Genomic DNA, 26,284 nt, shown 5'->3' on the forward strand with positions numbered 1-26,284 from the left:
GGTCTCTTCTCGGGTCGTGGTCGGCTGGCCGCGACCACTGTCCCGAAGAGCGCCGGGCCGCTGCCTGAGTACCCGTACTCAAGGAGCGGCCCGGCGCGTACTCACCTACGCGTCAGTCCCGTGGACGCGCCCCGCGTCCAGCGCCGCCAGCCCCACCAGGTCGTCCGCCTGGGCGTCCGGGACGTCCCTGTCGAAGCGGGCCAGTGCCCGTATCCGCAGGGACACCGCCCCCAGCAGCAGGATCGCCGCCCCCAGCAGGACGTACAGCAGCCCGATGCCCCGGCCGGAGCCCGTGCCGAGGACCGTGCCGACGGTGTCGGCGAGGGCGCCGCCCGGTGCCATCAGGGGGCCCAGCAGTCCGGTGCCGAGCGGGGCGATGACCAGGAAGCCGACCGGCAGGGTGGACCAGGCGACGAGCTGGTTGAGGGCCATCACCCGGCCATGGAACCGCTGGGGCACTTTGACCTGAACGATCGTCAGATAGATGCCGTTGAGGAGGGACAGGGACGCGGCCATGCCGAACACTCCGGCGCTCACCACCAGCAGATCGGGGCGCAGCCCCGTCAGCGCGCAGCACAGCGCGAGGACCGGGACGACCAGCAGCATCCCCCGCATCCGGCGCCGCCGGGGCCCGCCCCACAGGCCCATCGCCAGCCCGCCCACCACCGCGCCCAGCCCGCCCGCCAGCGACACCGAGGCCACCGAGCCCAGCGACGAGAAGCCCAGCACCAGCGGCGAGATCAGCTGGAACAGCACCGGCAGGAACAGGTTCAGCACGGCGAAGAACAGCAGCATCGCCCGGAAGCCGCGTCGGCCGGTGACCAGCCGGAAGCCCTCGACGATCTCCTGCCGCAGGGTCTCCCGGCGCCGCGCGGCCAGGGTGCGCGGGAACCGCACGGTCAGCAGCACGGTCGCGGCGATGGCGTAACTCACCACGTCCAGCAGCAGCACCCCGCCGATGCCGATCGAGGCGAGCAGCCCGACGGCCGCCAGCGGGGCCACGACCTGGGCGATCCCGCCGGAGATCTGGACCACCCCGTTCGCGTGCCCCAGATAGCGCTTGGGGACGAGTTGGGGGATGGCCGACTGGAAGGCGAGGCGCTGGCCGGTCAGGGACACCGAGAGGACCGCCATCAGCACCCCCGTGTGCCAGGGGCTCAGCGCTCCGAAGAGATGGAGCAGCGCGAGCGCGGCCTCCGTCGAGCCGGACACCAGGGTGGCCACGAGCATCACCCGGCGCCGGTCCACCCGGTCCACCAGACTGCCCAGCACGGGCGCGGCGATCAGTCCGGGCACGATCCCGAGCACCGCGAACAGCCCGAACCAGGCCACCGAGCCGCTGGTCAGATAGATCCACAGCGGCAGCGCGAACTCGGTCAGCGCCGACCCCGTCTGGGACACCGTCTGCGACGCGGCCACCGCGACGAACCGGCGGGTGTCCCGCCGGGTGCGGGGAGCGGCGCCCGGGGTCTTAGCCGAGGCGGCGGACTCCCGGTGCGCCCCGTCCAGCCACCAGGTGGCCCCCTCCCCGCGCCCCGCCCGGCACAGATCGTCAGCCGTGCCCCCGTCCACCGCCGGATGGACCGTCGTGACGATCTCGGCGAGTTCCGCGGCCCGGTGCTTGAGGAAGTAGTGACCGCCCTCGTCCAGCACGGCCACCGCCGTCGTCGGCCCGACGAACCCCCACTCGCGGTACCGCTCCCGGTGGAACTCGGTCCCGGGATCGGCCGATCCGACGACCGACACCACCGGGCCGCCGAGCCCGGACGGCGGCCCCGCGAGCCGCTCGGTGAAGTACGCCTCGGCCGCCCGGGAGTCCTCGCGGACATTGCGGACGATGGTGGTGAGCTGCTCGGGATCGAGGCCCTCCAGGTCGGCGCCCATCGAGCGGAGCCAGTTGAGGTGCAGTCGGCCGCTGCGCCGCCGGTCCAGGACCGAGACGCGGGAGAGCAGGCCGAGGAGCCCTTCGGTGGGGCGGGCGAAGGGGAAGATCCCGCCCAGATAGACCGCGTCCGGGTCGCGCCCGGCGGCGGCCAGCAGCCGGGCCGTCTCCACGGCGAGCGCCGCCCCCACCCCGCAGTGCCCGTACACCGCGACCGGCCCGGACACCGACTCCAGCACCTCGTCCGCGCACCGCCGGGCGACCTCCTCCAGCGGCAGGGACTCCTCCGACATCCCCAGATCGTGCCCGGGGACGGCGACCGCGTGCAGGGCCACCCCGTCCGGCAGGGCGTCCGCCAGCGGCTGGTAGACGACAGCGCTGCCACCGCCGTACGGCAGGCAGATCAGGGAGAGGGTCGTCTCGCGGGCGGGGGTGAGGCGGTGCAGGAGGCGGCGCGGGCCGCGTTCCTCGTCGGTGCGTCCGGCGAGGGCGGCTACGGTCGCGACCGTGCGGTGGCGGAAGACGTCCATGAGGGTGATGCCGGCTTCCGGGCCCAGCAGCCGGCGCAGGGACGCCACCATCCGCATCGCGAGCAGCGAGTGCCCGCCGAGGTCGAAGAAGTCGTCGTGCGCGCCGACCCGTTCGAGGTTCAGGAGTTCGGCCCACAGCCCGGCTACCGTCCGCTCGGCGTCGGTGCGCGGCTCCACGTACGCCGCTCCCTCACCCGGGCCGGGCCGCCCCGGTTCCGGCAGCGCCCGCCGGTCCACCTTGCCGTGCGCCTGGCGGGGCAGTTCGGGGAGCACGGCGAAGCGGGACGGGACGAGATAGTCGGGCAGGTGCTCGGCGAGCAGCCGCCGCAGCTCGGCGGCGGGCGGCGGCGGGACCTCCGGGTCGGCGGGCACCAGATAGCCGACGAGGGTCAGCTCCCCGGCGGGTCCGCGCGCGGCGGCCACCGCCTGGCCGACGCCGGGCAGCCGCGCGAGATGCGTCTCGACCTCGCCCAGCTCCACCCGGTAGCCGCGGATCTTGACCTGGTCGTCGCCCCGGCCCAGAAACTCCACGGTCCCGTCGGGACGGTGGCGGGCCAGATCTCCGGTGCGGTACATACGGGCCGGTTCCGGTCCCGGGGGGTGCTCGGCGAACGGGTCAGGGCGGAAGCGGGCCTCGGTGAGGTCGGGCAGATTGAGATAGCCGCGGGCCAGCCGGTCGCCCCCGATCCACAGTTCACCGACCGCTCCGGGCGGCACGGGGGCGCCCTCGGCGTCGAGGAGGTAGACCCGGGCGCCGGGCAGCGGCCGGCCGATGGGGGTGGTGGGCCCCTCGGCGGGGCGGTCCGGGTCGACCAGATGGGTGGTGGCGCCGACAGTGGCCTCGGTGGGCCCGTAGTGGTTGACGACCCGGCAGCCGGTGCGGGCACCCGTCTCGGCGAGGGCCCGGCTCCACTCCCAGCCCGACGCCTCGCCACCGAGGATCAGCAGCCGCCGGGGCAGCAGTACGGCCGGGTCGTCCACCTCGGCGGTCAGGGCGGCCAGATGGGAGGGGGTGAGCTTGACGCAGTCGATGCGGTGCCGGGCGAGCTGGGCGGCCAGCTCGGGCCCCGGGGTGCGCGGCGGCAGCAGATGCAGGGTGCCGCCGGTGGTCAGGGACAGATACAGGGTGGTCAGGCCGAAGTCGAAGGCGAGCGACTGGAGCAGCAGATACCGGGCGCCGTCGGGCAGCCCCGCCGCCGCGAACCGCTGCCGCACCCCGTCCAGATAGGTGAGCACCTGCCGGTGCTGTACCGCCACCCCCTTGGGCGTCCCCGTCGACCCCGAGGTGTAGATGACATACGCCAGATGGTCCGGCCCCGCGACCGGCTCCGGCGGTGCCTCCGGCATCCCGTCGAGCGCGTCCGCCGCCTCGTCCAGCAGGAGGACGGGGGCGTCGGAGCCGTCGAGCAGGGGGCTGTGGGCGGCGGTGGTGACCAGGGCGACCGGCGCGGAGTCGGTGAGCATGTGCCCGAGGCGCCGCGCGGGCTGCTCGGGGTCCAGCGGCACATAGGCGGCCCCGGCCTTGAGGACCGCCAGCAGTGCCACCGCCTGCTCGATGCCCTGGTCCAGACAGACCCCGACCAGCGTGTCCGCGCGGGCCCCGGCGGCGCGCAGCAGATGCGCGAGCCGGTTCGCCCGCCGGTCCAGGTCCCGGTACCCGACGCGCTGCCCGGCGTGGACGAGGGCGATGGCGTCCGGGGTGCGGGCGGCCTGGGCGGCGACGGCGTCCGCGAGGGTCGCCGCGCCCGGGGTGGCCCTCCCGGTGTCGTTCCACTCGGTCAGCACCCGGTGCCGTTCATCGGCGCCCAGCAACTCCAGGGTGCCCACCGGGGCGCCCGGGTCGGCGGCGGCGCCGGTCAGCACCCGCTGCCAGTGCCCGGCGAGCCGGGCGATCGTCGCCGGGTCCCACAGATCGGTGCGGTAGGTGAGGAACGCCTCCAGTGCGCCATCGGTCTCGGTGCAGTAGAGGCCCAGGTCGAGATGGACGCCGGTGCCGTGGAAGGGGAAGGTGCTCCACTCCAGGTCGCGGGGGGTGAAGTGCTGGGCGCGATGGTTCTGGAGCGCGAACGACACCTGGAACAGCGGCGGCCGGCTCACCTCGCGCGGCAGGTCCAGCGCCTCCACCAGCCGCTCGAAGGGCGTGTCCTGATGCTGCTGGGCGCCGAGCGCGGCACCCCGCACCCGGGCGAGCACGGTGCTGAAGCCGGGGGAGGGCCCGCCGGTCCGCTCGGGGCTGAGATCGGCCCGCAGCGGCAGCATCGTGCTGAACAGCCCGATCAGCCCCTCGGTCTCCTCGGCGGGCCGCCCCGCGAACGGCGTGCCGACCGCGAAGTCCGCCTGCCCCGACCAGCGCCCCAGCACCACCTGGAACGCGGCCAGCAGCGTCATATAGAGGGTGACCCCGCGCCCCCGGGCCAGGGCGCGGGCCGCCTCGTACGCCGCCGGGTCGAGCCGGAAGGCGTGCGTGGCACCCCCGGGCCCCGGCAGCGCGGGCCGGGCCCGGTCGGTGGGCAGCTCCAGCGGCGGTACCCCGGCCATCGCCGCCCGCCAGTGCGCGAGCGACTCCCGCGCCCCGGGCAGCTCCTGCCGCGCCCGCTGCCAGTGCGCCACATCGGCGTAGGTGACGGGCAGCGGCGCCCGCTCCGGCACCGAACCACCGGTCAACTCCTCGTGTCCGGAGAGGAGTTCGTCCAGCAGCACGGACGCGGACCAGCCGTCGCCGGTCAGATGGTGCTGGCAGACGGCCAGCACATGATCGTCGTCGGCGAGCCGCAGCAGCAGGGCCCGCACCAGGGGCCCCTCGGCGACATCGAAGGGCCGGGCCACCTCCGCCTCGACCTCCGTGCGAGCCGCCTCCTCCGGCGCGGGCAGCCCGGCCAGATCGACGGTCCGCCACGGCACGGCGAAGGAGTCCGCCGACGCGATCCGCAGCAGCGGAGTCCCGTCCTCGGCAGCCGGGAATGAGGCCCGCAGCGTGTCGTGCCGTACGGCGATCAGCCGCAGCGACTCGGCGAGCGCGGCCGGGTCGAGCGCGCCCCGCAGCCGCCCGGCGATGGGCAGCACATAGGTCGCGGTACCGGGGGTGAGCTGCTCCACGAACCACAGGCGCTCCTGGGCCAGGGACAGCGGCGCGGGCGCACCCGGCGGGCGGGGCGGCACGGACGGGGTACGGGCACCGGGGGCGGGCCGGTCCCGGAGCCGGGCGGCGAGCCGGGCCCGCTGCTCGGGGGTGAGGGTGCGGCGCCCTGTGGACGGCGCGGGTGTGGGGTGGGTCGGCTGGTCGGGGGTGAGGGTGCGGCGTCCCGTGGTCGGTTCGGGTGTGGGCTGGGTCGGCTGGTCGATGGGTGCCATCAGTCCTCCTCCGCCAGCAGTTCGAGGGTGACGGCGTCGGCGACGGCGGCGACGGTGGGGGCCTCGTAGAAGATGTGCAGGGGGACCTCGGCGCCTAGGCGGTCGCGGATCCGGGCGGCGACCTGGGTGATCGTCAGGGAGTGGGCGCCCAGGTCGAAGAGGTCGTCGTCCAGGCCGAGGGAGGCGAGGCCGAGCACCTCGCGCCAGATCGCGGCGACCTCGGTGGTGACCTCGTCCCACGGTTCGTCATCGGGCGCGGGGGAGCCGGTCCCGGGGTCGGTGGCCGGGGTGCGGTCGGGGGCGGGCAGGGCCCGGCGGTCGGTCTTGCCGTTGGGGGTGAGCGGCAGCGCGGGCAGCGGGTGCACCGCCCCGGGCAGCATCACCGGCGGCAGGGTGAGGGCGAGGAAGGCGCGCAGTTCGGCGGGGGTGGGGACGGGGACGCCGGAGCGCCACACCGGGTAGACGGCGAGGAACTGGCCGCCCGGGTCGTCGGGGGTGCCGTGCACGGCGACGGCGGCGGCCGAGACCGCCGGATGCTCCTGGACCCGGGCCTCGATCTCACCCGGCTCGATCCGGTGGCCGCGCAGCTTCACCTGGTCGTCCAGGCGCCCCAGGCAGTCCAGGGAGCCATCGGTGCGGACCCGGGCGAGGTCGCCGGTGCGGTACAGCCGGGTGCCGCTCGCCGGGTCGGTGACGAACCGCCGGGCCGTCAGCTCGGGCCGGTCGCGGTAGCCGCGGGCAAGGCCCGCGCCGCCGAGGGCGAGTTCACCGGGGATGCCGTGCGGGGCGGGCCGCCCGGAGGAGTCCAGGACGAGGGCGGTGGTCCCGGCGATCGGGCGGCCGATGGTGATCTCCCCGGGGGACGGGGGCACTTCGGCGGCGGTCGACCAGATGGTGGTCTCGGTGGGGCCGTAGACGTTCCAGAGCCGTCCGACGCGCTCGCGCAGCCGCCGGGCCAGCGGCAGCGGCAGCGCCTCGCCGCCGCACAGGGCGGTGAGCGCGGGGGCGTCGAGCCCGGCGTCCAGCATCAGCCGCCAGCCGGACGGGGTGGCCTGGAGATGGGTGATGCCGTGCCGCGCGACCAGCGCGGTGAGGGCCCCGCCGTCGCGGACCTGCCGTTCGTCGGCGAGGACCACCTGACCGCCGGTGATCAGCGGCAGCAGCAGTTCCAGGGCGGAGATGTCGAAGGACAGGGAGGTGACGGCGAGCCAGCGGTCACCGGGGCGGGCGGTCAGCGCGGTGCGGAACGCCAGCAGGAGATGGGCCAGGGCGCTGTGCGGCACCTCGACGCCCTTGGGGCGGCCGGTGGAGCCGGAGGTGTAGATGAGGTAGGCGAGACCGGCGGGGTCCGGTGCGGTCTGTCTACCGGTGTCCGCAGCCGCGTCGGCACCCGCGCCCGCCTCCGCCCTCCCGGCGTCGAACAGGCCGTCGATCAGCAGCGTCCGGACCCCCGGCGGGACCCGGTCGGCGGTCGCCCGCTGGGCCAGCGCGAAGGGGGCCCCGGAGTCGTCGAGCACGAACGCCACCCGGTCGCGCGGATAGCCGGGGTCCACGGGCAGATAGGTGCCCCCGGCGAGGGTGACGGCGAGGACGGCGGCCACCGTCTCGCCGGACCGCTGCGCGCAGACCGCGACGACCGTCCCGGGCCGGACCCCCTCGGCGACCAGGCGCCGGGCCAGCCCGCGTGCGGCGCGGGCCAGTTCGCCGTAGGTCAGGGTCCGCTCCCCGGCGGTGAGGGCCGGGCGGTCGGCGTGCGCGGCGAACGCGGCGGTGAGCAGGGCGGGGAGGGTGGCGCCGGGGGCGTCGGGGTCGGGGGCGGGGCCGGTGAGCGGGGTGAGTTCGGCGTCGTCCAGCAGGGGCAGATCGGCCAGCGCGGTGCCGGGGGCGGCGGTGACCGCGGCGAGGAGCCGGCGCAGATGGGCGCCGATCCGCTCCGCGCGCCGGGGCTCCAGCCGGTCGGTGCGGTGGATGAGCAGCACGCTCAGCCGGTCGGGCCCGTCCAGCAGATGGAACCGCAGGGCGCCGCGGGCCGTGCCGGGGAACACGAACCAGTCGGTCGTCGTGGTCAGCCCGTGCAGGGTGACGGGGGCCATCCGGCGCCGGTAGGTGAGGGACACCGGGGCGAGGGTGACGCCGGGGCGCATGCCCCGCACGGCGCGGGCCAGGGGGACCGGGCGGTGCGGGTAGGCGGCCCGGAGTTCGGCCCGGACCGCGCGGGCGAACGTCCCGAAGGGGGTGTCCGGGCGGGGTGCGCCGACCACGGGCAGCTCATTGACGTGCATCCCGGTCCGCCCCTCGTCGCGGGAGCCCCGGGTGCCCAGGTCGACGGCTACGGCCGGCCGCTCGTTGCCGTACCGCAGCAGCAGGGTGTGCACGGCGGTGAGGAGGAGTTCGAAGGTGGTGACGCCGAGCTTCTGGGCGGTGACGTCCAGGTCCGCGCGGAGCGCCGGGTCGAGGTCGAAGGCGACGAAGGCGCCCGGTCCGGTGCCGGGGCCGGAGGGCCCGTCGGGGTCGGCGGCGAGACCGGGCAACCGCACGGTGGGCGCGGGCAGTTCCCGCCTCGACCAGTGCGCGGTGGCCGCGGCGAGGTCCTGGGGCCCGTACGAGGGGAGGGGATCCCCGGCCGGGGCGAGCGGGTCGGGGGCGGGGCCGTGGCCGGTGCGGTGGGCGTAGGCGGCGGCGAGGTCGGTGAGCAGGATGTCGGTGGAGGTGCCGTCGTGGACGAGATGGTGGAGGACCCCCAGCAGGGTGGCCCGGGTGGCGCCGGTGCGCAGCAGGGTGAACCGGGCCGGGGGTCCGGCGGCGAGGTCGAAGGGGGCCGCGCTCTCCTCGGCAGTCACGAAGTCCCGTGACCCGGGGGCGACATCGCGCACGGTGAGCGCGGGCGCCGGGCCGGGGACGAGGACGGGGGTGCCGTCGTCCTCCCGGACGGTGAGGGAGAGCGCGGGGTGCCGGGCGGCCATATCGGCGACGGCGGCGGAGAGCGCCCCTTCGTCGAGGGGGCCCTCGATGTGCAGGGCGAACGACAGATGGTGGAGGGAGCCGAGCGGGGCGAGCCGCTCATTGATCCAGATGCCCTGCTGGGCGGGGCTGGCGGGAATGCGGGTCACGGGAGTCTTCCTCGATCGGTCGTGCGTGCGGGCGGACAGAGGGAGGGACGGCGAGCGGAAAAGGACATGCGGTGCCGTGCGGACGGGGCGGCGCTGCCCACGTCCGGTGAGGGAAGGGAGAGGGGTGTCAGCCGACCGTCGCGGCGGTCAGGGCGGCGGTGAGGTCCTCGGCCAGGGCGGTGATGGCGTCCTCGGCGAAGGCCAGCGCGTTGAACTGGATCCAGCAGTCCAGCGAGCCGTCGGGCTGTTCCACGACGGTGAGTTCGGGGACGCCCAGGTCGCCGCCCGGCAGCGGCCAGGGGACGGTGGTCCCCCGGGGCAGCGTCCAGGGCGCGCAGCGCAGTCCGGGCAGATGGGCGTCGGCGGCCCAGTTCTCGTACCGCAGCCAGGCCGGGAAGGCGACCCGGTGCGGGGTGAACTCGGCGTAGGGGTACATCTGGTGGTCCAGGGCGCCGGTGGTGGCGAGCCGTACCCGCTCGGCGAGTTCGGCGAAGCCGGGGCCGCCGGAACAGTCGACGCGCACCAGCAGGGACTGCACCAGACAGCCCACGGTCCGCTGGGCCTCGGGCCGGGTCCGGCCGGGCACCGGGGTCATCAGCACCAGGTCGGTGCCGCCGCCGCGTCCGGCGAGCAGTCCGCTCCACAGGGCGGCGACCGCCATGAACGGGGTGACACCCAGGTCCCGGGCGCGCTCGCGCAGCCGTCCGGCGGGTCCGGCGGCGACGCTGAAGGGGTGGGCAACGGTGTGGACCCGGTCGACGGCCCGGCGGCCGGGGAACGGGTCCAGCGCCGAGGGGGCGCCGTCCAGCGCGGTCGCGAAGTGCCGCCGTCCCGCCGCCCACTGGTCGCCGGCCCAGCGCACCAAATCCTGGTACGGCAGGGCGTGGGCGGGCAGCCGGGGGGACCGGCCGCGGCGCAGGGCGTCGTAGGCGAGGCCGAGTTCGTGCAGCAGGACGCCGATGGACCAGCCGTCGGCGACCATATGGTGCACGGCGAGCAGGACGACATGGTCCTCGGGGCCCCGGGAGACCACCAGCAGCCGGGTCAGCGGATCCTCGCCGAGATCGGTGAGCCGGTCGCGTTCGGCGATCAGCAGCGCGTCGGTCTCGTGATCGGTGGCGCCGGGCACGTCGAGGACGGTGATCCGGACGCGGGGTTCCTCGTCCAGGACGGTACGGACCAGTCCGGGCAGGTCGCCGGGGACGGGTACGAACCGGGTGCGCAGCGCGGGGTGGCGGGCGGCGAGCGCGGTGACGGCCCGGCCGAGGGCGCCGGTGTCGAGCCGGTCGGTGACCCGGAAGACGGCGGTGACCGCGCCGACATCGCGCCCGGCCTCCTCGGCCGCCCAGTCGAGGAAGTTCTCCTGCTGGCTGGTGAGCGGGACCTCGTGGGGCTGGGCGCGCAGGGCGCGGAGGTAGGGCGGCAGGGCGGGCGGGGCCACCGCTGCCGGGGGTGCGGCGGCTGCCGTGCCGGTGTGCCGGTCGATCCAGGCGGCCTGGGCGCGCAGGGCGGGGCGGCCGAAGACGAGTGCGGCGCCCGCGTCGACGCCGAATCGTTCACTCACGGCGGTGGCCAGCCGCACCGCGCGGAAGGAGTCGCCGCCCAGCGCGAAGAACTCCTCCCCGCTGTGGCGGACCTGACGCCCCAGCACCTCCTGCCACAGCCCGGCGAGGGCCTCCTCGGTGGCGGTGCGCGGCGGCGTCGGTGGGGCGGGGTCGGCCGGGCCGGGCGCGGGGTCGTCGAAGAGGGGGCGGAGCCGGTGCTTGACGACCTTTCCGGTGGCGTTGCGGGGCAGGTCGGCGGCGAGCAGGATCCGTACCGGCAACTCGGCGCGGCTGAGTCTGCCGACCAGGAACAGCCGCAGTTCGTCCAGGTCGAGCCCGTCCTCGGACGGCACCACGACCGCCGCCGGGACCGCGCCCATGACGGGGTGCGCGATGCCGAGGGCGGCGGCGTCGGCGACCCGGGGGTGGGCGTGCAGGCCGTCCTCGATCCGCAGGGTGGAGACCTTCAGGGCGCCGGACTTGATGACATCGCTCTCCCGGTCGACCAGATGGAGAAAGCCCCCGTCGTCCAGCCGCCCCAGATCGCCCATCCGCACCCAGCCGTCCCGGAAGACGGTGGCGGAGGCGTCCGGGTCCCCGGCGTAGGCGCGGGGCGGGCCGGGCTGGCGCAGCCACACCTCACCGGTCTCGCCGGGGGCCACCGGGGTGCCGTCGGGGCCGAGGAGCCGCAGGTCGCCGGGGTCGGTGGGGCGTCCGACGGAGCCGGGGCGGGCGAGGTCGACGATCGTGGAGAGCTGGGCGGGGGACGCCTCGGCGGAGGTGTAGGCGTTGACGACGGTGGCCTTGGGGAGGGCCTCGGTCAGGGCCAGGGCGACGGGGACGGGCAGGGCGGCGGCGGAGGAGGAGAGCAGCAGCACACTGGAGAGGTCGTGGCGGTCGGCGATACGGGAGTTGAGCAGCTCGATCGCCATGGAGGGGACCAGGAAGACGGTCCCGACGCGCAGTTCGGCGACGGTACGGCCGAACTCCTCGGCGTCGAACCGGGGCAGGACGACGCTGGTGGGCGCCGCGGTGAGGGCGCCGATGACCATCATCTGGGCCGCGTTGGTGCCGAGGGGGAAGGCGTGCAGGGCGTGGCGGGAGTGGGCGTAGGGGCGGTGGCGGGGAGTCAGGCGCAGGCCCGCGGTGAGACTCGCGTGGGAGGCGATCACGCCCTTGGACGTCCCGGTGGTGCCGGAGGTGCCGACGATCTGGGCGGTGTCGGTGGGGGCGGGGCGGTACGGGGGTGTGGCGCCGTCGGCCGGTCCGGACGCCTCGACGGCCTCCAGGGTGAGGTCCGTCAAGTCACCGTCAATGGGCGTGAGTTGGGAGCCGCGCAGTACGGCGGTGGCGCCGCAGAGGGCGGCGAGCCGGGCCGCCTCCGGTGCGGGGAGGTCGGCGCGCAGTACGAGGGCGGCGGCCCCGGCGTAGTGGGCGGCGAGAAAGGCGACCGCGTAGCGGTCCCACTCCTCGTTGGTGAAGCGCAGGGCCAGCAGATCACCGGGGCGTATCCCCGCGGCGGCGAGCCCCTGGGCGGCGCGGACGGCCCGTAACCGCCAGGCGCCGTAGGTGAGGGTGGAGCCGCCGCGTACCTGGATCGCGATGCCGTCGGGCTGCTGGGCGGCACGGGCGTCGAGCAGATCGGGAACGGTCGGCACACCGGGCGGTGCGTTGATGATGCCCTCCAAGTTCGTTGTCCGGTCCGGGAGTTGACCCGGACATGGGCTGACACAGGAGTCGGTCGTCAGGCATGGCGCGCGAAGTCCGCCCTTGGGTATGGTCTGGACCATTCGGCGGGGCACGGCGAAGGATAGCGCGCCACTGTCGCACTTGTGTCGCAATGATGGAGAGTTCGTGGACATCGGCGGGGATCGGCCGCGCGAGCCACCCCGCCGGGACCCGGACTCCCCGGTAAAACCCCTCGTCACCGGGGGTGCGCACGGGCAACCGGCGGGTCGGGGCCGCGGGACGGGACGGCCGGAGTCGGTGAAGAACGTCCGACGATTCCGGCCACCCCGCTCCCGATCCTCCACCGGGCACCCACCCTCACACCCATGACGGAATCCGCCTGCCCCCTCACCCCCTCCGACACCCCACATCCAGCCCCCGGGTACGCCGCCGTCCCCGGGCGAGTGAGAAGGAATCACACAGATGCTGTACGCGGGAATCGCCTGGTCCGCCGAGGGCTATCAGGTCGAAGTGGTGGACGCCGACGGCGAACGCGCCATGACGCCCACCCACTGGGGCGCGGAACGGGTACCGGAACTGACCCGCTGGCTGGCCGGTGAGGACAGACGCCCCCAGGGCCCCTGCGCCGTGGCCCTGGAGAGCACCAACGGCCTGGTCGACGGCCTCTTCACGGCGGCCGGACTGGAGGTCTACCGCGCCGACCCCTGGCACCTCGGCGACCGCCCCGACTTCGGCTCCGTACCGGCCCTCGCCCTCGCCGAACTCGCCAGAACCGGCCGCGCCGCCCTCGCCCCGCTGACCGCCGAGGGCGGCGGCCAGACCGGCCGGGACGACGACTACCACGACGGCATCCGCCGCAGCGCGTCCGTCGAGGCCCGGCTCACCGAGGCGGGCCGCTGGTTCCGGCACGGCCCGCGCGACCGCCCCGAGATCGCCCTCACCTTCGACGACGGCCCCGACCCCGTCCACACCCGCCAGATCCTCGACATCCTGGCCCGCTACGACGTCCGGGCCACCTTCTTCTGCGTCGGACTCCATGTGCGCGCCCTGCCCGACGAGGTACGGCGGATCGTGGACGCCGGGCACGGCCTCGGCAACCACACCTGGTCGCACCCCTTCCTGCCCGACCTCACCGCCCGGCAGTTCCGGCTCCAACTCGACCGCACCAGCGAGGCGTTCGACCGGGCGGTGGGCCGCGTCCCGGCTGTCTTCCGCCCCCCGTACGGCGCCCGCACCCCCGAGACCCTCGCCGAACTGCTCCCGTCCGGGCCCGCGCTGGCCCTGTGGGACGTCGACTCCTGGGACTGGGCCCGGCAGGGCCCCGAGAAGATCACCAGCACCGTCCTCGACCACACCCGGCCCGGCTCACTGATCCTGATGCACGACGGCGGCGGCGACCGCAGACAGAGCGTCCAGGCCCTCCCCGCGGTGATCGAGGGACTCCTCGCGCGCGGCCTGTCCTTCGTCCACGCCGACACCCTGGCGGGCCTCCCGGAAACCCTCTGACCGGCGCGCGACGGCGGTTCCGCGACGGCGGCTCGGCGACGGCGGCCCCGCGACGGCGGCCTCGGCCCGGCCCGCGCCTGCCGGGCCGGGGCCGCCGGGACCTGCCGTGGTCCTCCGGTCCGTTCCGGGTGAGTCCGGGGCCTGCGGGACCTGCCGTGGTCCTCCGGTCCGTTCCGGGTGAGTCCGGGGCAGCCGGGATCCGCCGTGGCCCGGTCCGTTCTGGGTGAGTCCGGGGCCCGCAGGACCCGCCGTGATCCGGTCCGTTCTGGGTGAGTCCGGGGCCCGCAGGACCCGCCGTGATCCGGTCCGTTCTGGGTGAGTTCGGGGCAGCCAGGCCCCGCCGTGGCCCGATCCCCTCCGGGTCAGTCCGGGGCCGCAGGCAGCCGGCGCGGCTCGATCCGTTCCTCCACCGCCGTGCCGTCCGCCGCCCGCCGGACCCGGTAGGCGCCCTTGCCGGGCACCTCCGCCACCGCCTCGACCAGCTCCGTGCCCCGGTAGACCAGGCCCACCCCGTCGTCCGTGCAGTGCGCCTCGGCGAAGGTGCCGTCCGCGACCAGCCGGTGGATCAGCGGACGGCGCCCCGGATCCACGTCGTAGTGCACCCCGTTCCCGTACGGCAGCAGACCGAGGCCATTGGTGACGGGGCGCAGCTCGGGCCCGTACGAGTCCGTCGCGCCGCCCTGGAACCAGCACAGGGAACCGGCGCTGACCCCGCTGAGCACCACGCCCGACCGCCAGGCGCGGCGCATGATCGCGTCCAGGCCGTGCACCCGCCACACCGCGAGCAGATTGGCCACCGAGCCGCCCATCACCCACACCACGTCCTGCTCCAGCACCGCCGCCTCGATGTTGTCGACATTGGGCATCGGGAAGAGGTGCAGCGGCGTCAGCTCGAACCCCGCGATCCGCGCGGCCTCCGTCATCCGGGTGGTGAAGTGCTCCGCGTCCCCGATCGCCGTGCCGACATACATCACCTTCGGGCGCCTGCCCGTCACGTCGGCCAGCTCCACCGCGTGATGCACGAGGGCGTCGAACTGGACCCGGGTACGCGTCCCGGCGCGATGGCCGCCGGAGGTGGCGAGGACGGTGGGTTCGGAAGCGGTCATGGGAGGGATCGTAACGAGGGCGGGGCGCGGGGCCCCGGGCAGCGCGGTGCCGGGCGTCGCGACGCGGTGGGGATCCGTCGATCCGTCGGACAGTCGCTAGTGGCGCCAGGCCGCCTGGGCGTTGCGCAGGGCGCGGGTGGCGGTCTGGCCGCCCGCCACCGCGAGCGCCAGTTCGTCGGCCAGCCGCTGGAGATTGCCGGGGTCGTCCGGGCCCTTGGGCCACACCACCGGGGTGCCGTCCAGACCGGCCCGGATCAGCCCGACGGCGGTCGGGGTGGTCTCCCCGTACGCCGCCGAGTGCAGCACACTGCGGCGGTTGGGGTCGATGGCGCTGTTCTTCTGCGTGGTCTCCGTCAGCATGGTGTCCTTCGCCGTCGCCCAGGCGATATAGGCGAGCGCCGCCTCGCGCTGCGGGGACACCGACGACACGCCCAGCGCGTACCCGCCGTTGAGCGGGGTCCGGCGGCGCCGGTTGTGCCCGCCGAGCGGCAGCGCCACCGCGCCCCACTTTCCGGCGATCTTCGACAGCGCGGGATCGTCGGCCCGGCGGGCCAGCCCCGTCCAGGACTCGATCAGCCCGAGCTGTCCGCCGAGGAACGCGTTGGTGGCCGGGTCGAAACTGGGCTGCTCCGGCGGGACGGGCAGCGAGTGGGGCGCCACCTCGATCAGCTGCCGGGCGGCGGCGACGGCCGCGTCCGTGGTGAGCGTCGGACGGCCCGAGCGGTCGACCAGGTCGCCTCCGTAGCCGACGAGCCGGTTGATGAAGCAGCAGCCGAGGCCCATCGCGTGCGGCTGCCGCTGGAGCACGGCACCGTGGTACGCGCCGCCGCCCGCCCGGGTGATCCGCTCGGCCACGGAGTCGAACTCGTCCCAGGTCGCCGGGGGCCGCACACCGTGCGCGTCGAGCAGCTCCCGGTTGTAGAAGACCAGATGCTGGTCGCCGTCGTAGGGCAGACCGTAGCGGCGCCCCCGGTACAGGGTGTACGGGTCGTGGATCGACGGCAGGAAGTCCTGGGTGTCCAGGTCGCGCCGGGACCTGATCCAGCCGGTGAGATCGACGAGCGCCCCCGCCTCCGCCATCGCGCCCAGGCCGTAGTAGTAGTAATCGAAGAGGTCGAACGCGGCCGTGCCGCTGCGGACGTCGTCGATGATCCGGTCCGTCAGCCGGAGGTAGTCGGTGGACGTCACCTCCACCGTGCCACCGGTCAGTTGCTGCCAGGCCGGGGCCAGGACCGTGCGGTGCATGGCGATGTGCGGGGAGTTCACCAGGATCCGCAGCGTGACACCCGTGAGATCGGGCAGCGGCGGCGCGAGCGGGGCGGCGGACGCGGCACCCGCACCGGCGCCGAGTGCGGCGAGTGCGGCGGCACCGCGCAGGACATGCCGGCGGGCGGGGGAGGGGACACGGCCGGGAAGCGCGGAGGACACGGGGGCTCCTTGGAGAGGGGACGCCCGAGATCTACTCGCCCCCTGAGAAAAGGGTCAAGGAGAAGTGCGGATCTCTGGGCAAACACAAAGCAAGCCGTCAGGTGCCATGCCGGGGCCTCTGTCTTCCTGTTCCGCTACGGCGTCCCGCCCGGCGCCTCCGTCAGGTCCGCCGCCGTCACCGACGACGGAGTCGCATGGCCGGACAGGGCCAGCGTCAGATCGAGTTCGGCCAGCAGACAGCGGATGACATGCTCGACGCCCGCCTGCCCGTCGAGCCCCAGCCCGTACGCGTACGGCCGCCCCACCAGCACCGCCCGCGCGCCGAGCGCGAGCGCCTTGACGATGTCGTCGCCGGTCCGGACGCCGCTGTCGAACAGCACGGTCAGCCGGTCGCCCACCGCCCGCGCGATCCCCGGCAGCGCGTCCGCCGCCGCGACCGAGCCCGCCACCTGCCGGCCCCCGTGGTTGGACACCACCACCCCGTCCATCCCGGCGTCCGCCGCCAGCCGGGCGTCGTCCGGGTGCAGCACCCCCTTCAGCACGATCGGCCCGTCCCAGTGCTCCCGCAGGAACGCCAGGTCCGGCCAGGTCTTCCCGGGATCCGCGAACAGGTTCACGAAGTGCATCACCGCCGCGTTCGGATCCTCCTGCACCGGCTTGGCCAGCCCCGCGCGAAACGCCGGGTCGGTGAAGTAGTTGGCCGTGCCCACCCCGTGCAGGAAGGGCAGATACGCCTGGTCCAGATCGCGGGGCCGCCAGGCCAGCAGCGGGGTGTCCAGCGTGACGACCAGCACCGAGAACCCGGACTCCCGCGCCCGCCCGAGAAAACTCCGGGTCACCTCGCGGTCCTTGGACCAGTACAGCTGGAACCAGCGCTCCGCGTCCCCCATCGCCTCCGCGACCTGCTCGATCGGGGTGCTGGACGCCGAGGACAGGATGTACGGCACACCCTGCGCCGCGGCGGCCCGCGCGGCGGCCGGTTCGGCGCCCGGATGCATGATCGACAGCACCCCGATCGGCGCCAGCGCCAGCGGGGCGGGCAGCGGTCTGCCGAGCACCTCCACGGACAGATCCCGCTCATGGACATCGCGCAGCATCCGCGGCACGATGCGGCGCCGCCGCAGGGCCTCCCGGTTGGCGCGGGCGGTGCTGCCGTCCCCGGCGGCGCCCGCCACATAGCCCACCGGGCCGGGACCGAGCCGCTGCTCGGTGAGCTGCTCCAGCCGGGTCAGATCGGTGGGCAGCCGGGGTACCGCCCCCGTCATCCCCTGGAGATAGATCTCGTACTGGAAGTCCGCCCAGTGCTTGGCCATCCGTGCCTCTCCCGTCCCGGGGGTTCGTGGCCATACTCACCGGTCGGTACGGGGGTGTCCAGGGGCGGGGGGCAGGGGGCGGGGGTGGGAGGGCGTGAGGTGGTGGGGTGATGCGGACGGGGGCGGTCCTGGTGCGGTCGTCGCCCGGCGGAGCGCCGCCCGCTTCCCCGCCGTCCTGGGCCGCAATCGCCCTCAGGCGGAGGGCGTGCCTCTCCCGGCCTCCGCCAGCACTCCGGCCAGCTCCGCCGGTCTGGACAGCATCGGCCAGTGGCCCGTCGCCAGTCTCACCCACTCCCAGCGCTCGCCGCGGAGCAGCTCCGCCAGCCAGGGCGAGGGGGCGTCGCCCTCCCGCAGGCATTCCACATAGGTCGCCGGGAGGTCGCCCAGCGGGCGGGCGAGGACCGCCGGTTCGGTGAGCGTCGCGCCGGGATGCGGGGTGCCGTGCGCCACCAGGCGGGCGATCTGCTCCTCCGTCAGATCCTCGCCCGCGTAGCGGTCGGCGCCGGGCGGCGGCCAGAAGCCGTCGTTCTCCTCGATCGACCGCACCACCTGCTCGCTCGGCCAGGCGTCGAGGAACGACTCGCCGTCCACCGGCACATTGGCGTCCACGAACACCACCCGCCGCAGCCGCTCGCCGATCCGCTCCGCCGCCTGGCCGACCGGGACACCGGAGTAACTGTGGCCGACCAGCACCACATCCCGCAGATCAGCGCGCTCGACCTCGCTGACGATGTCCTCGACGTGCGTCCGCTGCCCCGCCGGGACGCCCGAACGCTCCGCGAGGCCGGAGAGGGTGAGGGCGCGCACCTCATGGCCCGCCGCCCAAAGGTCCTCGGCGACCTCGTCCCAGGCCCAGGCGCCCAGCCACGCGCCCGCCACCAGTACATAGTTCGTCATGCCGCCAACGTAGACGGCGGCACTGACAATCACCGGTGCGCCGCCGCGCGACTCCCGTTGCGCCCGCCCGCCTCACCCGCCTCGTGGAGCCCGGGAGCAGCCTGGGCGGGCCCGCGCGCCCGCCCGCCCGCCTCAGGCCACCCTCGCGCGCCGAGCCGTTCTGGCGTCCGGCCGCCTCCCCCCCCACAACGCCCTGGCGTCCGACCCGCTCCCTTTACAACGCCCCGGCGTCCGGCCCCCCTCCCCTCACGACACCCCGGCGTCCAGCCCCCTCCCCTCACGACACCCCGCCGTCCGGCCCGCTCCCTCCACGCGCCCCGCCATCCGGCCCCTGCGCCCTGACCCGCTGCACCTGCTCCAGGGACGCGCGCAGTTCCGTCAGCCAGTCGTCCTCGTGGCGCCGCACCAGCCGGACGCACCAGGCGAGCGCCTCGCTGCGGCTGCGGGCGACCCCGGACGCGACCAGTGTGTCCAGCACCCGCCGCTCCGGCTGCCGCAGCCGGGTCATCACGGGCGCGGCGACATGGGTGAACAGCGCGCGTTCCGGTCCGCACAGCACACCCCAGGACACCTTGCGGCCGAACCGGTGCTCGGCCTCGCGGGCGATCCCCATCCGGGTCTCCCGGGTCCGCTCCCGGAACTCCTGGACCCGGCCCTGCACCGCCGCCTCCCGCTCGGTGTCCGACACGTCCTCGGTCAGCCGGGGCCGGGGAATCCGCCCGATGACGGTGATCTCCTCACGGTCGACCGTGACCTCGGCCAGCTCCTCGAAGAGATCCTCCGGCAGCCGGCCCGCGAACCAGCCGCGTACCTTCTCTGTCTGCTCAGAAGTAATCATGTAATGACGATTACTCCGGAATTTCGGGAAGGCAAGCGCGGGTGGGGCCGGTCCGCCGAGAGCGGAATCGGAATGTTTCAGGCCGATTAACGAGCCGGGACGAAACGACCATCCGGCCAACTCCGGCGATCAAGAACCTTGGGGAATCGCGGCGGTGTGGCGCGCATTCCGTCACTTCACGCCACTGATTCAATACGCAAGGTTACTGAAATCGATGGGGTCGAGATGAGTTTCCGGGCCGGACTCGGCAGACTCGCGCTCGCCGCTCGCCCCACCGGGCAGTGGCCCCCGTTCCCTCAAGCGGAAGGATGCACACAATGCGGAACACCGCGCGCTGGGCAGCGACCGTCGGCCTCACCGTCACGGCCGCCGTCAGTGGTCCGTTCACCGGAGCCGCCCTCGCCACCCCCGCCGTCACCCCGGTCACCACCCCCGCCGCCACCCCGGTCACCACCCCCGCCGCCGCCCCCTCGTCGCTCTACGCCCCCACCGCCCTGGTGCTCACCGTCGCCCGCGGCGAGGCCGCCACCGCGACCGCACCCGACCGGGCCGTCACCCTCAGTTGTGCCCCCGCCCCCGGTGGCACCCACCCGGCGCCTCAAGCCGCCTGCGCCGAACTGACCCGGGTCGGCGGCGACTTCGACACCCTCACCGCCGACGCCGCCGTGATGTGCACCCGGGACTACCGGCCGGTCGTGGTCACCGTCTCCGGTGTCTGGCAGGGCAAGCGGGTCGGCTATGAGCGCACCTTCCCCAATGACTGCATGATGCGCGCCCACGGCGCCGGGGTCTTCTCCTTCTAGGCCGCCGCCCAAGGACCGGGATCGCCGGTTCCCGTGAGCGCAGCGGGCGGCCCGTGAGTGGGGAGAGCGGGTGCCTGTCACGGGGTCGCCGGGATCCCGCACAGGGGGTCGGTGGGCGGAGTGGGGCCGCCCGCCAACCCCGATGGCCTCTCGCAGGGGTCATCCTCGTATGCCTTGACTGGCATATAACCGGTGAGGCATATTGAAGCCATGTCCGACGACTCGCTCTGGACCGCCCTCGCCGATCCCCATCGGCGGACCATCGTCGCGCTGCTCCTGGAGCGGCCGAGGTCCGTCGGTGAGCTGGTGGAACGCACCGGGCTGAGCCAGCCCGGCACCTCCAAGCACCTGAAGGTGCTGCGCGAGGCGGGCCTCGTACGGGTACGGCAGGACGCGCAGCGCCGGGTCTACGCCCTCGACCCCGCGCCCATCGCCGCCCTCGACGCCTGGCTCACGCCCTACCGCAGCCTCTGGAACCGCAGCCTGGACGCCCTCGGCCACCGCCTCGACGCGGCGGACCCGGCGGACCAGGCGGGCCCGGTCGACGGCCCGGACCAGCCGCACGGAGCGCGCCCCCGTCCGTCGGACCGCACCGAATCACCTACCGCCCCGAAGGACTGATCCCCCATGACCGCCGACCTCACCGGCACCTTCCTCACCCTCGACGACGGCCGCCCGGCGATCCGCTTCAGCCGTACCTACGCCCACCCCGTCGACCGTGTCTGGCACTTCGTCACCGACCCCGCCGAACTCGCCGGATGGTTCCCCGCCCGCGCCGAGATGGAGCTGCGGCCCGGCGGCGTCGTCGCCTTCCCCGGCGACCCGGGCATGGCGGACCACCCCGGCCGGATCATCGCCGTGGACCCACCCCGCCATCTCTCCTTCGAGTGGGGCGGCGACGAACTCCACTTCGACCTGGAACCCCTGGACGACGGACGCACCCGCTTCACCCTCACCAATGTGCTGGTCGCCGAGGACACCGCCGCCCGCAACGGAGCCGGTTGGGAGGTCTGCCTCTCCGCCCTGGACGCCAGGGCCGAGGGCACCCCCTTCGAGGGCCCGCACGCCGGACCCACCGCCCCCTGGCAGGGCTTCTACGACGGCTATGTGGCCGCCGGTTTCCCGTCCGGCGCCGCGATCCCCGGCACCGGCTCCTGACCCGGACGGACCCCGGCCCCGCGCCGCGACGGCCCGCTCACGCCGGTTCCCGCAGGACACCAGCGGTCACGCCAACTGCCGTCGCACCAGCTCGTGCAGCCGCCCCCCGGTGTCCGCGAGCAGGGCCGCGGGCGGCCCCTCCTGGGCGATCGTGCCGTTCTCCATGACGATCACCCGGTCCGCGTCCAGGACCGTCGACAGCCGGTGGGCGATCACGATCCGGGTGGCGTCCAGGGCCTTGGTGCTCTCGATGACCCGGCGCTGGGTCCCGTTGTCCAGGGCGCTGGTCGCCTCGTCGAAGAAGAGGATCCTGGGGCGGCGGATCAGGGCCTGGGCGATCATCAGGCGCTGCCGCTGGCCGCCGGAGACCGCCCCGTTGCCCGCGACGACGGTGTGCAGGCCCATCGGCATCCGCCGGATGTCGTCCGCGAGGCCCGCCAGCTCGGCCGCCGCCATCGCCTCCTCGGGCGTGTACGGCTCGGTGCCGCAGATGACGTCCAGGATCGAGCCGGAGAACGGCTGGGCGTGCTGGAGGACCACCCCGCACTGACGGCGGACCGCCGACCGGTCCAGCGCCGCCAGGTCCTGGCCGTCGTACAGGACGCTGCCCGACAGGGGGCGTTCGAAGCCGATCAGCAGGCGCAGCAGGGTCGACTTGCCGCAGCCGCTGGGGCCGACCACCGCCACGAACTCGCCCGGCCGGACGCTGAAGGACAGGTCGTCCAGGACGAGCGGGCCGTCGTCGGAGTAGCGGAAGGACAGCCCGCGTGCCTCGATCGCGCCGGTCAGCGGGCCGGGGCTCGTGCCGGTGCGGGGGACCTCGGGCACCGCCGTGAGCACCGGCTTGAGTTCCTCGTACAGCGGCAGGGCGCCCACCAGGGAGACGAACGCGCCGGTGAGCTGGGTGACCGAGGTGAGGAGCATCGTGACCGAGGTGAGGAAGGCGAGGAAGTCGGCCGCCGACATGCTGCCCCGCGCCGGGCCCGCCAGCAGCATGAACATCAGCAGGGAGCACAGCGGGAGATGGACCGCGCCGAGGACCGCCGTCAGATTCCTGATCCGGCCCACCCGCCGCTGGAGCTCCCGGCCGCGCGCGAACTCGCCCGCCCAGGCCGCGTAGGCGTAGTTCTCGGCCGCCGCGACCCGGAGTTTCGGCAGTCCGCGCAGGGTCTGGAACGCCTGGTTGTTGAGTCGGTTGGTGAGCACCACCAGCCGCCGCTGCCAGCGCACCTGCCACAGGCCGAGCCCCAGGAACACCCCCGCGATCAGCACCAGCACGCCCAGCGCCGCCAGCGCCATCGGCACACTGAACCAGAGCAGCAGCCCCAGGTTCATCACCGCCACCGTCACCGACTGCGCGACCACCGGGCCGACGCCCGCCAGCAGCCGCCGGATCGCGCTCACCCCCATCGCGGCGGAGGCCAGTTCGCCGGTGGAGCGGCCCGTGAAGAAGGCGGTCGGCAGCCGCAGCAGCCGGTCCCACACCGCGGGCTGGAGGGTCGCCTCGATCCGGCCCTCCAGCCGCAGGATCGTCATGTTCTGGAGCAGCAGGAACGCCGCCGCGACCACACTCGACACCATCACCGCCACACAGACCCGGGTGATCAGGTCCGTGCGCGCCGCCGGTACGAACTCGCCCAGCACCCGGCCCGTCGCGATCGGCACCAGCGCCCCGATCGCCACCGTCACCAGAGCGGTCAGCACCAGCGCCGCCCCATCGCGGCGGGTGCCGCGCAGGACGAACCGCAGCAGCCCGAGCGGGCCGAGGGGCCGGTCCGGCAGCGGACGGTAGAACATCACCGCGCGCGGCTCGAACTCCGCCGCGTTGCCCTTGCCGACCGGGGTCTCCCGCCCGCTCGCCGGATGCACCGCCGCATAACCGCCGCGCCGCCACAGCAGAGCCACCGGCGCCCCGGACAGCGCCCGGTGCCCCACCAGCGGACCCACGTCCTCCCGCCACCAGCGCCCGGCCAGCCGGACCGCCCGGGTCCGCACCCGGGCGGCGCGCGCGATCCGCTCCACCGGGTCCAGCCGCTCGCTCCCGGTACCGCCCCGCTCGGGCTCCGCCAGCACGATCCCCGCCGCACCCGCGACCAGCTTGCACACGGCGTGGGTGGCGTCCGCGTCGGCGGCCGTCGCCCGGCGCCCCGCGCGCGGGCCGATCGCGGCCAGCAGCGTCCGGTCCGCCTCGGCGCGCACCGCTTCACCGGCCCTGATCCCGGCGGCCGTCCGGGTCTCATGGGTGCGTTCCAGCTGCTCGATCCAGCGGTCCAGGGCGGTCAGCAGCCGGTACTGCTGGTCGACCAGGCTCTGCCACAGCGCCGGGTCCATCAGCAGATCGGCGGCGGCCTCCGCCCCGTGCGCCGACCCGTACTGGACGCTGCCCGGCGGGACCCGCATCCAGAAGACCTCGTCGTCGCCGACCTCCGCCCGGCCGTCCGGGGCCGTCGTCGCCTGGAACAGCACCGCCAGTCCCCGGCCCACCCCGAGGGCGAGCGCGTACTCCAGCGGACTCGTCGCCGGTGGCACGTACTGCGGGACGCCCTGGGCGTCGTACGCCCATGTCTCGGTGGGGGTGGGCCCGTACAGCTCGCGCAGGGCGATCCGGTGCATCACGCAGTCGCGGGACGGACGGGCGACCAGGGTGTGCTGGGGGCCGGTCACCGGGCCCAGCAGCAGCGACCCCGCCGACAGCCGGCCCAGATGGTGCCAGTGGCCCTGCCCGGCCGCGTCCACCGCGAACAGGTCCAGCGTCCCCGCCGCCACCAGCCACAGCGTCTGCGGCCCGCCCAGGTCCAGCCGCCCGAGCCCGGCGCACTCCAGCCGGGTGCCGAGACCGCCCAGCGCGTCCCGCACGAGGTCGCCCTCGCCCGCCTCGGGCATCTCAGCGCTCCCCGACCAGGGCCGCGTACGCGCCGCCGAGTGCCATCAGGTCGTCGTGCCGACCGCGTTCCACCACCGCGCCCTGGTCCAGGACCACGATCTCGTCGCTGTCGCGGACGGTGCTCAGCCGGTGCGCGATGAGCACACAGGCACAGCCCCGGCGGCGCAGATTGTCCATCACCGCCCGCTCGGTCTCCGCGTCCAGCGCGCTGGTCACCTCGTCCAGCACCAGGACGCTGGGGCGGCGCACCAGCGCCCGCGCGATCTCCAGCCGCTGCCGCTGCCCGCCGGAGAAGTTCCGCCCGTCCTGCTCCACCCGGCTGCGGATCCCGCCCGGCCGCCGCAGCACCACCTCGTACAGCTCCGCGTCCTTGAGCGCCGCCACCACCGCCTCGTCCGGCACCGACGGGTCCCACAGCGCCACGTTGTCCCGCACCGACCCCTCGAACAGGAACACCTCCTGGTCGACGAAGGACACCGACGCCGCCAGCGCCCCGCGCGGGATGTCCGCGAGCCGCCGCCCGTCGATCCGGATCACCCCGTCCCAGGGCGCGTACAGGCCCGCGATCAGCCGGGACACCGTCGACTTGCCGCTGCCCGAGCCGCCCACCAGCGCCACCTGCCGTCCCGGACCGACCGTCAGATCGAACCCGGTCAGCAGCGGCGCGTCCAGCGGGCTGTAGCCGAAGGACACGTTCACCAGCTCCACATGGCCGTGCAGCCGCCGGGCCGACCCGGCGCCGGTAAGGGTGTGCGGCGGGTCGGCGCGGAAGTTCTCCACGTCCTTGAGCCGGGCCACGTCCGCCGCGAAGTCCTGGATCCGCCCCGCGACCCCGTTCAGCCGGGTCAGCGGCGCCGTGAACCGGGTCACCAGCGCCTGGAACGCCACCAGCAGCCCGATCGACAGCTGCCCCTCGACCGCCCGCATCCCGCCGATCCACAGGATCAGCGCGCTGTTCAGCATCGCCAGCGTCGGCGCCACCACCCCGAGCCAGGCACTCGGCACCCCCAGCCGCTGCTGCTCCTCCAGGGTCGTCGCGTGCTGCCCGGCCCAGGTGCGGAAGTAGCCGTCCTCCCCGCCGGTCGCCTTCATCGTCTCGATCAGCTGGAGCCCGCTGTACGCCGTGTCGGTCAGCCGTGCCGCGTCCGCCCGCAGCTTGGCCGTCCGGGTCGCGCGCAGCCGGATCACCACCCGCATCGCCACCAGGTTCATCAGCGCCACCCCCACCCCGACGAAGGTGAGTTGCGGATCGTAGGAGTAGAGGAGCAGGGCGTACAGCACCACGACCACCGCGTCCACGCCCGCCGCCGCCAGATCGCGGGCCAGGGTCTCGGCGACCGCGTCGTTCGACTGGAGCCGCTGCACCAGATCGGCCGGGCCGCGCTGGGCGTGGAAGGTGACCGGCAGCCGCAGCAGATGCCGCAGGAACCGGGCGCTGGACAGGGTGGAGGAGATGATCCGGCCGTGCAGCAGATTCGCCTGCTGGAGCCAGGTCAGCACCGCCGTCAGCAGCACACACCCGCCCATCGCCGCGAACAGCACCCCCAGCAGCGAGGTCTGCCCGCCGATCAGGAACATGTCGATGTAGGTCCGGCTCAGCGCCGGGACCGCCGCGCCCACCAGCACCAGCAGCAGACTGGCCAGCACCGCCGCGGGCAGCGTCCCGGCGGTGCCGCGCAGCCGGGCGGGCATCGCGCCCCACACCCCCGGCCTGCGCCCGCCCCGGGTGAAGCCGTCGCCCGGCTCCATCGTCAGGACGATCCCGGTGAAGCTGCCGTCGAAGTCCTCCATCGGCACGAACCGGCGGCCCTTGCCGGGGTCGTTGACGTACACGCCCCGGCGGCCGAGGCGGCGGCCCGTGCCGTCGTAGACGACATAGTGGTTGAACTCCCAGAACAGCACCGCCGGGGCCCGCACCCCGGCGAGCGCGGCCAGGTCCATCTGCATGCCCTTGGCGGTGAGCCCGAAGCCGCGGGCCGCCTTGAGGAGATTCCCGGCCCGCGAGCCGTCCCGGGAGACCCCGCACGCGATGCGCAGCTCCTCCAGCGGGACATGGCGGCCGTAGTGGCCGAGCACCATCGCGAGACAGGCCGCGCCGCACTCGACGGCCTCCATCTGGAGCACGGTCGGCGTACGCACGGCACGGGCGCGGCTCTTCCCGGGGGCCGTGCGGCGGGGCGGCGGGGCGGCCCGGCGCCTGCCCCGGGTGCTCTGGTCGGTGGTCACGGCGGGGGCTCCGGGCTCG

The 26,284-nt window shown here is 74.7% G+C and carries 14 protein-coding genes; 4 read left to right on the forward strand and 10 right to left on the reverse strand.

From position 1 onward, the window contains the following. Positions 1-105: 105 nt before the first annotated feature. From ABZX40_RS14730 to ABZX40_RS14740, 3 genes are all read right to left on the reverse strand, one after another. The gene (locus ABZX40_RS14730; RefSeq protein ID WP_355738030.1) at positions 106-5,763 is read right to left on the reverse strand and encodes an amino acid adenylation domain-containing protein; all 5,658 of its coding nucleotides are present in this window, start codon (positions 5,761-5,763) and stop codon (positions 106-108) included. After that, positions 5,763-8,873: an amino acid adenylation domain-containing protein gene (locus ABZX40_RS14735; RefSeq protein ID WP_355738033.1), complete on the reverse strand. Its 3,111-nt coding sequence runs from the start codon at positions 8,871-8,873 to the stop codon at positions 5,763-5,765. The genes ABZX40_RS14730 and ABZX40_RS14735 overlap by 1 nt, the downstream gene beginning before the upstream one ends. A gap of 127 nt (positions 8,874-9,000) precedes the next feature. Beyond that, positions 9,001-12,105 carry an AMP-binding protein gene (locus ABZX40_RS14740; protein ID WP_355738036.1) on the reverse strand — a complete coding sequence of 1,035 codons (3,105 nt, stop codon included), beginning with the start codon at positions 12,103-12,105 and terminating at the stop codon, positions 9,001-9,003. Positions 12,106-12,568: 463 nt separating this feature from the next. Here ABZX40_RS14740 and ABZX40_RS14745 point away from each other — a divergent pair, with 463 nt between their 5' ends. Then, positions 12,569-13,612, forward strand: coding sequence for a polysaccharide deacetylase family protein (locus ABZX40_RS14745; protein ID WP_355738039.1), 1,044 nt, complete (start codon positions 12,569-12,571; stop codon positions 13,610-13,612). A gap of 362 nt (positions 13,613-13,974) precedes the next feature. On the opposite strand, the gene ABZX40_RS14750 is transcribed toward ABZX40_RS14745, so the two are convergent. From ABZX40_RS14750 to ABZX40_RS14770, 5 genes are all read right to left on the reverse strand, one after another. Further along, positions 13,975-14,718 carry a peptidase E gene (locus ABZX40_RS14750; protein ID WP_355738041.1) on the reverse strand — a complete coding sequence of 248 codons (744 nt, stop codon included), beginning with the start codon at positions 14,716-14,718 and terminating at the stop codon, positions 13,975-13,977. Between the two features lie 96 nt (positions 14,719-14,814). Next, a complete protein-coding gene (locus tag ABZX40_RS14755) occupies positions 14,815-16,146 on the reverse strand; it encodes a sugar ABC transporter substrate-binding protein (protein ID WP_355738044.1) in 1,332 nt (443 codons plus the stop codon). Positions 16,147-16,280: 134 nt separating this feature from the next. Then, entirely contained in the window at positions 16,281-17,459 is a 1,179-nt protein-coding gene (locus ABZX40_RS14760) for a lactate 2-monooxygenase (protein WP_355738047.1), read from the reverse strand. Positions 17,460-17,651: 192 nt separating this feature from the next. Further along, on the reverse strand, positions 17,652-18,356 hold the full coding sequence (locus tag ABZX40_RS14765; protein ID WP_355738050.1) for an alpha/beta hydrolase: 705 nt from the start codon (positions 18,354-18,356) through the stop codon (positions 17,652-17,654). Between the two features lie 277 nt (positions 18,357-18,633). Next, on the reverse strand, positions 18,634-19,194 hold the full coding sequence (locus tag ABZX40_RS14770) for a hypothetical protein (protein ID WP_355738053.1): 561 nt from the start codon (positions 19,192-19,194) through the stop codon (positions 18,634-18,636). Positions 19,195-19,511: 317 nt separating this feature from the next. Between ABZX40_RS14770 and ABZX40_RS14775 the strand changes: the two genes are divergently transcribed. The 3 genes from ABZX40_RS14775 to ABZX40_RS14785 all read left to right on the forward strand — a co-directional run bounded on the left by ABZX40_RS14775 (position 19,512) and on the right by ABZX40_RS14785 (position 21,155). Further along, entirely contained in the window at positions 19,512-19,997 is a 486-nt protein-coding gene (locus ABZX40_RS14775; protein ID WP_355738056.1) for a subtilase-type protease inhibitor, read from the forward strand. Between the two features lie 210 nt (positions 19,998-20,207). Next, positions 20,208-20,618 (forward strand): metalloregulator ArsR/SmtB family transcription factor, encoded by a 411-nt coding sequence (locus ABZX40_RS14780; RefSeq protein WP_355738058.1) that lies wholly within the window; start codon positions 20,208-20,210, stop codon positions 20,616-20,618. Positions 20,619-20,624: 6 nt separating this feature from the next. After that, on the forward strand, positions 20,625-21,155 hold the full coding sequence (locus ABZX40_RS14785; RefSeq protein WP_355738060.1) for an SRPBCC family protein: 531 nt from the start codon (positions 20,625-20,627) through the stop codon (positions 21,153-21,155). A 66-nt stretch (positions 21,156-21,221) separates the two neighbouring features. Here ABZX40_RS14785 and ABZX40_RS14790 read toward each other — a convergent pair whose 3' ends face one another. Both ABZX40_RS14790 and ABZX40_RS14795 read right to left on the reverse strand, forming a co-directional pair. Then, positions 21,222-24,038 (reverse strand): NHLP bacteriocin export ABC transporter permease/ATPase subunit, encoded by a 2,817-nt coding sequence (locus tag ABZX40_RS14790; protein WP_355738063.1) that lies wholly within the window; start codon positions 24,036-24,038, stop codon positions 21,222-21,224. A gap of 1 nt (position 24,039) precedes the next feature. Continuing rightward, on the reverse strand, positions 24,040-26,265 hold the full coding sequence (locus tag ABZX40_RS14795) for an NHLP family bacteriocin export ABC transporter peptidase/permease/ATPase subunit (RefSeq protein ID WP_355738066.1): 2,226 nt from the start codon (positions 26,263-26,265) through the stop codon (positions 24,040-24,042). Between the last annotated feature and the right edge of the window lie 19 nt (positions 26,266-26,284).

Origin of the sequence: Streptomyces sp. NPDC004610 (assembly GCF_040609715.1) — a bacterium.
Classification (GTDB): domain Bacteria; phylum Actinomycetota; class Actinomycetes; order Streptomycetales; family Streptomycetaceae; genus Streptomyces.